This is a genomic window from Limimaricola cinnabarinus (assembly GCF_002723615.1).
Lineage (GTDB): Bacteria > Pseudomonadota > Alphaproteobacteria > Rhodobacterales > Rhodobacteraceae > Limimaricola > Limimaricola cinnabarinus_B.
On sequence record NZ_KZ304968.1, the window covers coordinates 1 to 13,269 of the forward strand.

The window sequence follows — 13,269 nt, forward strand, 5'->3', positions numbered from 1 at the left end:
GGGACTATTCCGTAGAGAGAGGCACGTTCCCACGCGTTACTAACCCGTCCGCCGCTAGACCCGAAGGTCTCGCTCGACTTGCATGTGTTAGGCCTGCCGCCAGCGTTCGTTCTGAGCCAGGATCAAACTCTCAAGTTGAAAACCGCTTGCACGGTTATCCTTGACGTTCGAACCTCTGCACATCGTCCCATCCGGCTGGATGGGACAGTCATCCGTCTGACATGTGCTTCCAGGTTTCAAAGAGAAACCGAAAGACCGTCAAACGGTGAAGCTGACACCGGTCATCGGGGCAAGCCCCTACCGGCGCGACATACAGACGTTGATCCATCGAAATGAACCGAAGCCGCCCGCATATCTCTTCAGATATCATCAATGTCAAAGAGCGTGGAGGAAACCAAAACAACAGCGCCCTAACTTGCGGCGCCGCGCCTCGTCCCCTCCGGAATGTGTCCCCGTCAGTGCATCTCTGCGCCGCCGGTGAGGGGCCTTCTACGGATAGCCACCTGGACCCGCAAGCGCTTTTTTCAAGAAATTTGCGCGACGCAGGGTAAGCCCGATCACGCTGCTTTTCGCTCCTCCTTCCGGCACCCTCAGTCACGCCCGCTCTTGCCGTGCGCCGCCCGAAGCGCGAGGCATGTCCGAGCGAGGAAAGGAGCCCCCATGCAAGCGAACGAGGACAGCCCCAAGGGCTTCGTGCTGGCCACCACGGCCTACCTGATGTGGGGAGTGCTACCGCTCTACATGAAAGCGCTCGCGCATATCCCGCCCGCGGAGGTGGTCGCGCATCGCATCCTGTGGTCGGTGCCGATCGCCGGGCTGGTGCTGTTGTGGACGCGGCGGCTGGCGGATCTGCGCCACGCGCTGCGCACGCCGCGCATGGTCGGCATGGCGATGGTCACCGCGGCGCTGATCTCGGTGAACTGGGGCATTTATGTCTGGGCGATCGCCGCGGGACAAGCGCTCGACGCAGCACTCGGGTATTACATCAACCCGCTCTTCTCGGTGTTCCTCGGCGCGGTGCTCTTGGGCGAGCGGCTCAGCCGGCTGCAGCTCGTGGCGGTGGCGCTCGCGGGCGCGGCGGTGGTGATCTTGACGCTGGCCTCGGGGCGCATCCCGGTGGTGGCGCTGGGGCTGACCTTCAGCTGGGGCGCCTATGCGTTTTGTAAGAAGTCGCTGCCGATTGGCCCCAACCAGGGCTTCCTACTGGAGGTGCTGATCCTGACGCCGCCGGCGATCACCTATCTCGGCTGGGTGACGCTGAGCGGCAGCGGGCTGTTCGGCGACGGGGCCACGCTCGATGTCGGGCTGCTTCTGGGCTGCGGCGCGGTGACGGCGGTGCCGCTGATGATCTACGCCAACGGCGCCAAGCTGCTGCGGCTCTCGACCATCGGCATCCTGCAATACATCGCGCCGACCATGATCTTTCTCACCGCGGTGCTGCTCTTCGGCGAAGAGTTCGACCCGGCGCGGCGCGTGGCCTTTCCGATGATCTGGCTGGCGCTGGTAATCTACACCGGATCGATGCTGCGGCGCGCCAAGCGCCCGGCCGCCGGCTGAAGCGGCGTTCGCGGACATCGGGAACCGGGCTGCGGACATCGGGAACCGCCCTCTTGCGGACATCAGGAACCGTCAGACGCGGACATCGGGAACCGGGGCGGTTTCGCGGAGATCAGGAACCGCCCCGAAGTCTGTGGATAAGTCTGTTGATATCCTGTTCATAAGTGATGCCCCGTTTGCGGACATCAGGAACCGTTTCGCGGACATCAGGAACCAAAACGCGGACATTAGGAACCGAGCGTTCGAAATTCGTCTTTTATAATATAGTGTTACGGACCATTTTTGGACCCGTAACACTATATAACACTATATAACACTATAGATGGGGCCCCGAGCGTCCTCCAGAGAGCGCCCGCTTGCGGCCCTCTCGATCCGGGCCGAGAAGAGATCGAAGCGGAAAATCGTTCACGATACCCCGAAGCGTTTGACTTGCCCCATGATCTGTAAATCGCAGTTCCGAATACCCCGAATCGAATCGAGAGAGCGCCAGAACCCACCTTTTTCCAAAGACCGCGCTGTTCCCGTTTTCCCGAAGACAGGGCGAAATTTGCGGGTTGAAATCCCACCTCGTCCCTGATACCCCGAACACTGGCGGAGCTTTCTTCGCCTCGGGGTTCCTGATTCCACGAATCATGGAATGATCAACGACTTGTCTCAGCCGGGCCGAAGCCGTCTTTTCCAAGGAGACCCGGATGCCAGAACACGCGCAGGATTTCGGCTCCGCCATCGACCATCTGCTGCCCGAGCGCCATCCGCAGATTGATTACAGCATCTGCGACGTTGCGGAAGCCGTGCTCAAGGATCTGGTGCCCTCGATGGAGCACCCGTTCTACGCCCTGTCGAAAAAGCCCGACATGTCGATCCGCCGCTACGAGCACGGGCCGAACTGGGTCGAGATCATCCCCTCGGCCAAGGGGCAGGCGACAATCTACGACAAGGACATCCTGATCTACGCGGTCAGCCAGATCATGAACAAGCTCAACCGCGGCGAACGCGTCGACCGGGTGCTGCGCTTCAACCCGCGCGACCTGTTGATCTTCGTGAACCGCGGCACCGGCGGCAAGGATTACGACGCCTTCTGCGAGGCGCTCGACCGGCTGATGGGCACCGTCATCAAGACCAACATCACCACCCGCTCAGGCGGCGGCAACATGCCGCTGAGCGAGGAAGAGGCGCGCGGCTGGTTCCACCTTGTCGAGCGCGCCACCGTGGTGCGCAAGGGCGACGAGGAGACAGGCAGGATCATGCATGCCGAGATCCAGCTCTCCGAATGGGTCTACAACTCGATCCGCCGCAAATCGGTGCTGACGCTGCACCGCGACTATTTCCGCCTGCGCAAGCCGATCGAGCGCCGCGTCTACGAGATCGCGCGCAAGCTTTGCGGTTCGCAGCCGCGCTGGCAGATTGGGCTCGAAAAGCTCTTGATGCGCACCGGCGCGCGCTCCGAGCTCAAGCGGTTCCGCCACACCATGAAGGAGATGGCGCACACCGACCATCTCCCCGACTACCACGTCGCCTATGACGACAAGAGCGATATGGTGGTGTTTCGCAACCGCGGCACCGTCACGCCCGAGATGGGGAGCCCGGCCCTGCCGCCGCTCTCCGAGGCGGTGCGCGACGAAGCCCGCGGCATCCTGCCCGGCATGGACATCGCAGTGGTGGAGCGCGAATGGCGCGACTGGATCACCGAGGCCCCGCGCGACGGCCCCGCCGCCTTCCTCGGTTTCTGCCGCAACCGCCAAAGCCGCCTGATCTGACCGTTCCCCTTTTGCGAAGGCCCCTCATGCTCCTGCCCGTTTTGCGCCTGCTTCCCGTCATCGGCCTGGGGCTGTTCTTCGCCCAGCCTGCGCAGGCCGAGGAACGTTTCGACGTCTCTCTCGCCGGCGACCATCTGGGGCGGATCACCCATACCCGTTCGGGCGGCACGCAGGACCTGACCCTGCTGCTCGACAGCACGCCGTTCGGGGTGTTCGACGGCAGCTATTTGGGCCGCACCGTGAGCACCGGCGCAGTCGCGCGCCATTCGGGCCGCACCCGCTCCACCCGCAAGTCGCGCGACGTCTCGATGCGCACCGAGGGCGGAGAGCTGCGCGAGGTGGCGCTGACGCCCGAGGCGGAGCGCACCGCGCTCACCGCCCCCGCCGCCGTGATCAGCCCCGTGCTCGACCCGGTGAGCGCCTTCGGGCGACTTCTGGAGGCGACCTCCTGCCCCGACGGGCTACGGATCTATGACGGGCGGCGCGTGGGGGTGCTGAGGGCGGTGGAAGAGACCCGAGAGGCGGGCCGAGTTGTCTGCCACGCGGGGTATCGGATCGAAAAGGGCCCCGGCTACCTCGAACCGATCGGCGTGACGCGGCTCACGCTCGAGCTGAGCTACGATGTCGGTGACGCCGGCTGGCGCCTGAACGAGTTGCGCGCGCGCAGCGGGATCTTCTCCTTGGCGGTCGGCCGCCGATGACAGGGTGGCGGAGCACATGCCGGACTCGCGGGAGCAGGGTTTGACCCATCCGGTGACCCAGACGCTGCCGGGACTGAAGCCCCCCCGGTTTCAGGCCTTGCGGACCATTGCCGCGCTCACGTTGCGCGAAATGAGCTCGACCTATGGCCGCTCACCGGGGGGGTATGTCTGGGCGGTGCTGCAGCCCGTCGCGGCGATCATGGTGCTGGCGCTGGCCTTCTCGCTGGTGCTGCGCGCCCCCTCTCTCGGCAACAGCTTCATCCTGTTCTATGCGACGGGTTACCTGCCCTTCACCCTGTATGGTGCCATGGCCGGCAAGCTGGCCGCCGCCCTGCGTTACTCGAAACCGTTACTGGCCTATCCCCGTGTCACCTGGATCGACGCGATATTGTCGCGCCTGATCCTGAACCTGCTGACCAACGCGATGGTCCTGCTGATCGTCATTGGCGGCATCCTCTGGTTCACCGATGCCCGCGCCACGCTGGATCCTGGACCGATCATGTCGGGGGCCGGACTTGCCGCCGCCGTCGGGATCGGAGTCGGCCTGATGAACTGCCTGCTGATCGGTCTTTACCCGCTTTGGGGACAGGTCTGGGCCATCGTCTCGCGCCCTCTTTTTCTCGCCTCGGGGATATTCTTCATCTATGAGGACATGCCGTCCCTCGTGCAGGACATCCTGTGGTGGAACCCGATACTGCACGCGGTCGGCGAGATGCGGCGGGGCTTCTACGCGACCTACGAGGCTTCTTACGTGTCGCTTTCCTTCGGCTATGGAGCGGCCGGGATGCTGACCCTGTTCGGGCTGCTGTTTCTCCGCCGTTATCACAAGAAGGTACTGGAGAACTGACGTCTCCGCTTCGACCCGGTGCGAGGCGCGGTTTCCTGCAGTTCAAGCCTCCCGGATCTGGCTGGAGCGGCCATTCTGGGATAGAGGGCACAAAATGGCGCGACGAGGAACAGGCATGGGCGACAGGATCGTCATGGTGGGCGCGGGGCTTTCGGGCGCCGTGATCGGGCGTAGGCTGGCTGAGGCCGGGCACGCGGTCACGGTGATGGATGCGCGGCCGCATGTCGCCGGCAATTGCCACACCGAGCGCGACGCCGAGACCGGGGTGATGATGCATGTCTACGGGCCGCACATCTTCCACACTGATGACGAGGGCGTCTGGGACTACGTCAACCGCTTCGCCAATTTTCTGCCCTACAAGAACCGGGTGAAATCGACCACGCAGGGGCAGGTCTTCTCGCTGCCGATAAACCTGCACACCATCAACCAGTTCTATGGGCGCACCATGCGTCCCGAAGAGGCCCGCGATTTCATCGCCACGCAGGCCGACAAGAGCATCACCGACCCGCAGAGCTTCGAGGAGCAGGCGCTCGCCTTCGTCGGCCGCGATCTCTACGAGGCCTTCTTCAAGGGCTACACCGAAAAGCAGTGGGGCTGCTCGCCGGCCGAGCTGCCCGCCTCGATCCTCAAGCGGCTGCCGGTGCGGTTCAACTACGACGACAACTACTTCTTCCACCGGTTCCAGGGCATGCCCGAGGACGGCTACACCGCCATGGTCGAGCACATTCTCGATCATCCGGGCATCACCGTGCATCTCGACACGCGGTTCGAGCGAAAACAAGCGGAGGGGTGGGACCACGTGTTCTGGTCCGGCCCGCTCGACGGCTTCTACGGCTTCGATCTGGGCCGTCTAGGCTACCGCACGCTCGATTTCGAGCGGTTCCGGGCCATGGGCGACTGGCAGGGCTGCGCGGTGATGAACTACGGCGACCCGCAGGTGCCGCAAACCCGGATCACCGAGCACAAGCACTTCTCGCCCTGGGAAGAGCACGAGGGCTCGGTGCTCTATCGCGAAACCTCGCGCGCCTGCGGGCCTGACGACATTCCCTACTACCCGATCCGGCTGGTCGAGGAAAAAGCGCTGCTGAACGACTATGTGGAGCGCGCCCTTAACGAGCAGAACGTGACCTTCGTGGGCCGTCTGGGCACCTATCGCTATCTCGACATGGACGTGACGATCCGCGAGGCAATGACGGCTGCCGACACCTTCCTCGACGCACGCCGCTCGGGCCGGGCCATGCCGGCCTTCGTGGCTGACTCGGTCTGAGGAGCGCGCCCGTGACCACTCTCGCCGCCGTCATCGTCACCTACAACCGTCTCGACGCCCTGCGCCAGACCCTGTCGCGGGTGCTCGACGAGGCGGTCGACCGGGTTCATGTCGTGGACAACGCCTCGACCGACGGCACCGCCGACTGGCTCGCCGCGCAGGACGATCCGCGGCTTCGGGTGCTGCAGCTGTCCGAGAATGGCGGCGGCGCCGGCGGTTTCACGGCGGGGCTCGAGGCGGCGATGGGCGGCGCCGATCCAGCCGCCTGGTGCGTGCTGTTCGATGACGACGCTTGGCCGCAGCCCGGCACCTTCGAGCGGTTTCGCCGCGACGCGGCCGATCTCGACCCCGACGCCACCGGCCCCGGCGCGCTCGGCGCGCTCGCGGCGGCGGTGTCCTACCCGAACGGCACGGTCTGCGAGATGAACCGGCCCAACCTGAATCCGTTCTGGCACGCCCCGGTACTCGCGCGCACGCTGTTGGGCGGTCGCAGTCAGTTCAAGGTGACGGATGCCGATCTGGCGCCGACGGCACCGCCGCGCTCGCTCGACGTGGCCTCCTTCGTCGGCTTCTTTGTCAGCCGGGGCGCCGTGCGCGGTCTTGGCCTGCGCCCCGAAGCCGGTCTGTTCCTCTATGGCGACGACGTGCTCTACAGCCTGCGGCTGCGCCGCGCGGGTCTGCGCATGGAGCTCTGGCCGCAGCTGCGCTTTACCCATGATTGCGGCACCATGGGCGAGGGCTTTGTCTACCGGCCGCTGTGGAAGATCTATTACCATTGCCGCAACGGTGTGCAGATCGCGCGCGAAGCGGCGGGCCCGATCGTGTTTCCCGCGGCACTGGCCTATTACACGCTGGTCTGGTGGCGGCGCGGTCGCTGCTGCTCGCCCGAGAGCCGTAGTCTCTACCGGCGGATGATGTGGGAAGGCCTGCGGGACGGGCTGAGGGGCCACCGCGGCCGCAATGACAGGTTGCACGGGACGGTGCTGGCCCCTGCCCGGCCAAACCGCTAAGCTGCGCCGCAGCCCGAGCAGAAGGTTCCGCGCATGGCGTCCTCCCAACCCGATACCGCCCCCGAGGCCGAGAGGTCTGATGCGCAGGCGGAGAGCACATCCGAACCCGGCTCGGCCCCCGACACGCAGAACGAGGCCAATCTGCACCTGCTGCGGCGCAGATTGCGCCTGGCGCGCCATGCCGCCAAGAAAGCCCGCGAGGAGGCGGATTCCGGGCCGGTCGTGATCCGTCCGATGGCGCGGCCGGCGCAGGCTAGGACACGGCATTGGGGATTGCTGCTGTCCTTTCTTCTGGTGGTGCTGGCACCGGCCGGGGCGGCCAGCTGGTATCTCTACAGCCGCGCCGCCGATCAATATGCCTCGACGCTGGGTTTCACCGTGCGCAGCGAAGAGCTGACCAGCGCTGCGGATCTGCTCGGCGGGCTCGGCGCCGGCCTCGGCGGCAGCGGCTCAGACGATTCCGCCATCCTCTACGAGTTTGTGCGCAGCCAGGAGATCGTGCGGCAGATCGATGCGAAACTCGACCTGCGCAGGATGTGGTCGCGCTACCATGAGACCGACCCCCTGCTGAGTTTCGACCCGTCCGGATCGATCGAGGATCTGACCAATTACTGGCGGCGGATGCTCAACATCTCCTATGACACCGGTTCGGGGCTGATGGAGCTGCGGGCGCTCGCCTTCTCTCCGGAGGAGGCGCAGGCCATCGCCCAGGCGATCTACGAGGAGGGTTCGGCAACCATCAACGCGCTCTCGACGCAGGCGCGCGAGGACGCGACCCGCTACGCGCGGGCCGATCTCGATCAGGCGCTGGAACGGCTGAAACAGGCCCGCGAGGCGCTGACCGCGTTCCGGATCCAGAACCAGATCGTCGACCCCAGCGCCGACATCCAGGGGCAGATGGGTCTTCTCAACACGTTGCAGGCGCAGCTCGCCACGGCGCTGATCGACTTCGACCTCCTGCCCGAGAACGTCAGGGCGGGCGATCCCAGGACCGAACAGGCGCAGCGGCGGATCGAGGTGATCCGCGAGCGGATTGCCGAGGAACGGCAGAAATTCGGCACCAATGGGGATGCCGACGGAGAGAGCTATGCGACGACGATCGCCGAGTTCGAGCGGCTCAGCGTCGATCGCGAATTTGCCGAGCGGGCCTATACCGCGGCTCTTTCCGCCTATGATGCCGCCTTGGCCGAAGCCGACCGGCAGAACCGCTACCTGGCCCGCTATATCCGGCCGACCTTGGCCGAGAAGTCGAAATACCCGCAACGCGAGCTGATGATCGGCATCGTGGCCCTGTTCGGTTTCCTGATCTGGGCGATCGGCAGCCTGATCTTCTACTCCCTGCGCGACCGCCGCTGAGGGGTTTCGCGGTGATCCGCCTCGAGAATCTGAGCAAGAGCTTCATGACCCCGCGGGGGCGCAAGACGGTGATCGACCGGGCGTCGCTCACCTTTCCCGGCGGCGTGTCTGTGGCGCTCCTTGCGCGAAACGGGGCTGGCAAATCGACCCTGATGGGCATGATCGGCGGCACGATACAGCCGACGAAGGGGCGGGTCGTCAGCCAGGGTTCCGTGTCCTGGCCGGTCGGCTTTTCGGGCAGTTTTCACCAGGACCTGACGGGCGTGCAGAACGTGCGCTTCGTGGCCCGGGTCTATGGTGTCGACACCGAGGAGCTGGTGGCCTTCGTGGAGGATTTCGCGGAACTCGGCGGACACTTCTATTCGCCGGTACGCACCTACTCGTCGGGGATGAAGTCGCGTCTTGCCTTCGGCGTTTCGATCGGCGTTCCCTTCGACACCTATCTGGTCGACGAGGTCACTTCCGTCGGGGATGCCAACTTCAGGCGAAAGAGCCGGGTCATTTTCCTCGAACGGATGAAGAGCGCGGGCGCGATCGTGGTCACCCATTCGATGGCCCAGGTCCGCAAACTCTGCACCGCCGGCGTGGTGCTGGAGAACGGCCATCTCGACTACTTCGAGGATATCGAGGAAGCCATCGCCCAGCACCAACGAAACATGGGGTCCGCTGAAGAGGAGTGATCGAGAGGCAATCCTCTCTGGTGTTTCGCGCGCGAAACGGTCAGGTGTGTTGACCTTTTTATGGCTTCACATGACGTCTTCCGGCGCTCCTAACAGGCCGCTGAAGAAGTCGGCCCTCGACTTGGTTTGAGGAGCATGCTTCACCTCTCTGGGCGACGAGGGCGAGGGTGGTGATGCGCGGCACGGACGAGACGAGCGGCTCGCTGTTCAGCTATGTTGATCTGGAGGCGCGCATCCCGGCACGTCACCCGCTGCGCTAGATCCGACAAGTGATAAACGACGCGCTCGTCAGCTTGGATGCCGAGTTCGCAGCGCTCTATGCTGATTTCGGCCGTCCCTCGATCGCGTCGGAACGGCTGATCCGGGCCAGCCTGCTCCAGATTTTGTTCTCGGTTCGCTCTGAACGGCAGCTGATGGAGCAGATGCAGTATAACCTGCTGTTCCGCTGGTTCGTGGGGCTGGGCATCGACGACCAGGTCTGGGTCCCTACGGTGTTCACGAAGAACCGCGACCGACTGCTGACGACCGAGATGTCGCGCAAGGTGATGGCGGCGATCTTGGCGCACCGAGAGGTCGCGCCACTCTTGTCGGACGAGCATTTCTCGGTCGACGGCACGCTGGTCAAAGCTTGGGCTTCGATGAAGAGCTTTCAGCCGAAGCCAGACATCGCACCCCCTGATGACGAAGGACCGAGCGACCTGCCCTCGCCAGACACGACCGCTACCGACCAGCCTGAACCACCCCAAACCGAGACCGATCCGATGCCCCGCCCCACCCGCCAGCACCGCAACGCCGAGGTCGATTTCCGGGGCAGTAAGCGTTCGAACGCCACCCATGTCTCGACCACCGATCCGGACGCCCGGCTCTACAAGAAGTCGCCCGGCATCGGGGCGATGCTGTGCTTCATCGGCCATGCTCTGATGGAGAACCGCAGCGGCCTGATCGTCCAAGGTGATCTGACTGAAGCGGACGGCCATGCTGAACGGCGTGCCGCACTCGGCATGGTTCATCGCCACTCCCCGGGATCGACCCGCAAGCTGACCCTCGGGGCGGACAAGGGATATGACGCCGCCGAGTTCGTTGCTGACCTACGCCAAGCCTACGTGACACCGCATGTCGCACAGAAATCGCGTTACTCAGCGATTGATGGGCGCACCACCCGGCACAAGGGCTACGACCTGTCCCTCAAGCAACGAAAGCGGATCGAAGAGGCATTCGGCTGGGCCAAGACCATGGGCGGGATGGTCCAGACGGTCTATCGCGGCGTCGAGCGAGTGCGCTCCCGCTTCGTTCTGACAATGGCGGCCAACAACCTCGCCAGGTTGCCTCGATTGCTGGCTGCATGATGCCGAAAGGCGGCATCAGCAGCGCATACCGTTCGCGACGACACATCGGGAGCTCGAGGCAGCCAGACCAGTCAAAGGAAAGCGGTTCTGCCTCAGCGACTTCTTCAGCGGCCTGCTCTCATGATCGCTGTCAAGCCTCTGTTTAACGCCGACTATCCCGGTCGAGCCGGGCGCGACAGGATGTAGATGCGCAAGGTAGGAGACGGAACTGAGACGACGGTTGAGCAAGCTCTCATGCGCGGGTTGGCTACCGCATGACCGTGGTTTCGTCCTGGGGCTGCCTCGGTCTAAATGGCGAGCGTCGACTGTGTCGGCTCATAACAGGGCACGAGGGTTCCCCACCGCGTTCCGCCTCCAACCTTGCGCATCAGCATGATCGGAGCGTCTTTGTCTTCTACGTCTCGAATGCTGGCCTATCAGGCCGGGGTGGCCGTTACCGCTCTGGCGATGGCCCAGATGAAGCCGACCATCTCGCGAGCAATGGCCGTAGTGACAACCACCTTTGCCTTTCCGGCAGCGATCAGGTGCCGATAGCGCTGGCACATCCGCAATTGCCCCTTCCAAGCGATGTCACGGACAGCCTTGGGCAAGCCCTCGATCCTGTCGTGAAGCTTGCGGCTGACACGCGCCTGCATCCGGTAGCTCCACGCACCTTCGATCAAGGCGCGTCGCGCGAGGCCACTGCCCGCCTTGGTGATCCCGCCCCGGCGCACGCTGGCGCCGCTGGAATGCTCGGAGGGTGTGAGCCCGAGATAAGCCATCAGCTGCCGGGGATTGTCGAACCGCCGGAAATCGCCGACCTCGGCCACCACAGTCACGGCCACGATGAAGGCCACGCCACGCATGGCCTGAACAGCTTCGACCACAGGCGCCAAATCCCAACTCGGCAGCAGGTCGGCGATCTGCCCGGTCAACTTCACAACACGAGCCTCGGCATCGCTCACGGCATCGACATAGTCTTGGAACACAATCTGCTGCGCAGGATGCTGGAAGCGCACCGTCGTCAGCCATCGCCGATAGGCAACCGTCCAGCCCTTCTTGCCCGGATAGATGCGCCCATGACGGAGCAGGAAACCCTGTAGATGCTGCCGCGCTTTGCCGAGCACTCGCATCGCGGTCGCCCGGGCCCGAACCAGATCCCGCATCGCCTCATGCGCCGCGTCAGGCACCCACACCGCCGTCAGTTCGCCCGCCCTGTGCAGCTTCGCCAGCATCACCGCATCCCGCCGATCGGTCTTCACACGGTCGCCTGCCTTTACCGGTATGAGCGAGGGCGCGACCACGATGCAGTCATGCCCCAGCTCCACGAGTTGGCGGTGCAGGCCGTATCCGCACGGCCCCGCCTCATAGCAAAAATGCAGTCGGCGCCCGCCAGTGCCCAACTTTTCCGCCAGCTTTCGGACGTGGTCGGGTCGGTGCGGGATTGTCCCCCAGTGACGCACCTCGCCACCACGCTCCTCCTTCGCAATCGCAACGGAGATCGTCGCCTTGTGGACATCCAGTCCGATGAACATGCTATCTTGCATATGGTCTCTCCCCCATTCTTGAGGCTCGGCACCAGCCAATCTGGCGCAACCCTCGAACGGAGAATGCCGTGGGAGAGGCCACTGACCCAGTCAGCTCACAGCGCGATCATGGGGTCTAGAGTGCGGTATCTTCTCTGAGCAGCTGCAGGATACGCTCGCGCACCTCTGCCCGGCGCAGCAGCTCACCAGACAGCACCAGCCCCTTTGCGGTTTCTCGGTAAATCAGTCCGGGCCGGATCTCGACCGATTTTCGGTCCGGCGACTGATCGGATCGAGAAGCCGCGGAATATGCACCATCTGCGGCCAGTGTTTCGAGGGCGGCGCTAAGCAAGGCGGCTTCAGCCTCAGAGCTGCCCGGTGTCTCGTCCACAAGGCACGCACGCAGGTGAACGGCAAGGTTCGGGTCGTCATCGAGCCCGCGGGCCAGTTCCAGACCCAGCCGCTCGCCGATTTGCGTCGGAAAACACAGCGCGTCGTCGAGCGCGCGCACCACCCGCACGAAGCTTTTGATCTTGGAGCGGCGCGATCGGGTGGCGGCGCCGAACAGGCCCTTCAGCGCCTCCGCATCGCTGTCATAGACACCGGCATCGGCAGTGCGGGCGACGATGCGGGCGCGCTCGTAATGGCTTAGCCCGACGCGGATCTCGTTTTCCTCGACCATAGCGCGGTAGGCCTCGGCGGCGTTTCGCGGCGCGCGCGGGATCGCCAGCACCCGGCCCGGCGTGCCGTCCTCCTCCGCGATTCGTCGCAGCGCCATGAGACGCCGCCAGCCCGAGATTAGCCCCCAGCGCGGCTGCGCGCCCGGACCCAGATCGGCCACCTCGATCGCGGTCTGCTGGCCGCGCTCGCGCACGCTGTCGACCAGCGCCTGCATCTCCTCCTCGCAGCTCTCCATGCGGTCGCGCACGAGGTGTCCGGCATCGATCTCCCCGAGCGGCAGCGATTGGATCAGCCGCCCCTCCTCGCGGGCTTCGTTCAGCGTTCGGCTCATCTCGTCGAGCGCGGCCTTGTCGGCCGTTTCCCGCGCCACGGAGGCGATCGGCATTTGCCGGGTCGGCGCGATGCCGAGCGGGTAGCTCGGGAAAGCGGACTTGGTTTCCAACGTGGCCTCGGGGGCGGCGTCGAGGCGGGGCGGGGAGAGGCGCTTGCGCTTGGCCATGGTCAGGCTCCTTGCAGGTGTCGCGTCAGGATCGGGGCAGGGGGTTGCGATTTGGTGAAGGGT

10 protein-coding genes, 1 rRNA gene and 1 pseudogene are annotated in these 13,269 nt (G+C 64.7%); 9 read left to right on the forward strand and 3 right to left on the reverse strand.

Annotated elements, in window-relative coordinates:
• Nucleotides 1–138: ribosomal RNA gene (locus tag CJ301_RS14360) — 16S ribosomal RNA — on the reverse strand; the annotation flags it as partial.
• A gap of 522 nt (nucleotides 139–660) precedes the next feature.
• Between CJ301_RS14360 and rarD the strand changes: the two genes are divergently transcribed.
• The 9 genes and pseudogenes from rarD (at nucleotide 661) to CJ301_RS14405 (ending at nucleotide 10,521) form a co-directional block, all read left to right on the forward strand.
• Nucleotides 661–1,557, forward strand: a complete 897-nt coding sequence (gene rarD / locus CJ301_RS14365) for an EamA family transporter RarD (RefSeq protein WP_099278077.1) — start codon at nucleotides 661–663, stop codon at nucleotides 1,555–1,557.
• A gap of 692 nt (nucleotides 1,558–2,249) precedes the next feature.
• Nucleotides 2,250–3,314 (forward strand): replication initiator protein A, encoded by a 1,065-nt coding sequence (locus tag CJ301_RS14370; RefSeq protein ID WP_099278078.1) that lies wholly within the window; start codon nucleotides 2,250–2,252, stop codon nucleotides 3,312–3,314.
• A 26-nt stretch (nucleotides 3,315–3,340) separates the two neighbouring features.
• Nucleotides 3,341–4,015, forward strand: a complete 675-nt coding sequence (locus CJ301_RS14375) for a hypothetical protein (protein ID WP_099278079.1) — start codon at nucleotides 3,341–3,343, stop codon at nucleotides 4,013–4,015.
• Between the two features lie 52 nt (nucleotides 4,016–4,067).
• Complete coding sequence (locus CJ301_RS14380; protein ID WP_254050163.1) at nucleotides 4,068–4,862, forward strand: ABC transporter permease; 795 nt, start codon at nucleotides 4,068–4,070, stop codon at nucleotides 4,860–4,862.
• Between the two features lie 115 nt (nucleotides 4,863–4,977).
• Nucleotides 4,978–6,129, forward strand: a complete 1,152-nt coding sequence (locus CJ301_RS14385) for a UDP-galactopyranose/dTDP-fucopyranose mutase family protein (protein ID WP_099278081.1) — start codon at nucleotides 4,978–4,980, stop codon at nucleotides 6,127–6,129.
• A gap of 11 nt (nucleotides 6,130–6,140) precedes the next feature.
• Entirely contained in the window at nucleotides 6,141–7,139 is a 999-nt protein-coding gene (locus tag CJ301_RS14390; RefSeq protein ID WP_162620545.1) for a glycosyltransferase, read from the forward strand.
• A gap of 33 nt (nucleotides 7,140–7,172) precedes the next feature.
• Nucleotides 7,173–8,495, forward strand: a complete 1,323-nt coding sequence (locus CJ301_RS14395; RefSeq protein WP_254050164.1) for a sugar transporter — start codon at nucleotides 7,173–7,175, stop codon at nucleotides 8,493–8,495.
• An 11-nt stretch (nucleotides 8,496–8,506) separates the two neighbouring features.
• On the forward strand, nucleotides 8,507–9,175 hold the full coding sequence (locus CJ301_RS14400; RefSeq protein ID WP_099278083.1) for an ABC transporter ATP-binding protein: 669 nt from the start codon (nucleotides 8,507–8,509) through the stop codon (nucleotides 9,173–9,175).
• Between the two features lie 173 nt (nucleotides 9,176–9,348).
• Nucleotides 9,349–10,521 (forward strand): annotated as a pseudogene (locus CJ301_RS14405) (IS5 family transposase).
• Nucleotides 10,522–10,937: 416 nt separating this feature from the next.
• On the opposite strand, the gene CJ301_RS14410 reads toward CJ301_RS14405, so the two are convergent.
• Complete coding sequence (locus CJ301_RS14410) at nucleotides 10,938–12,047, reverse strand: IS110 family transposase (protein ID WP_099278084.1); 1,110 nt, start codon at nucleotides 12,045–12,047, stop codon at nucleotides 10,938–10,940.
• 115 nt (nucleotides 12,048–12,162) lie between these two features.
• Nucleotides 12,163–13,206 (reverse strand): hypothetical protein, encoded by a 1,044-nt coding sequence (locus tag CJ301_RS14415; protein ID WP_099278085.1) that lies wholly within the window; start codon nucleotides 13,204–13,206, stop codon nucleotides 12,163–12,165.
• Between the last annotated feature and the right edge of the window lie 63 nt (nucleotides 13,207–13,269).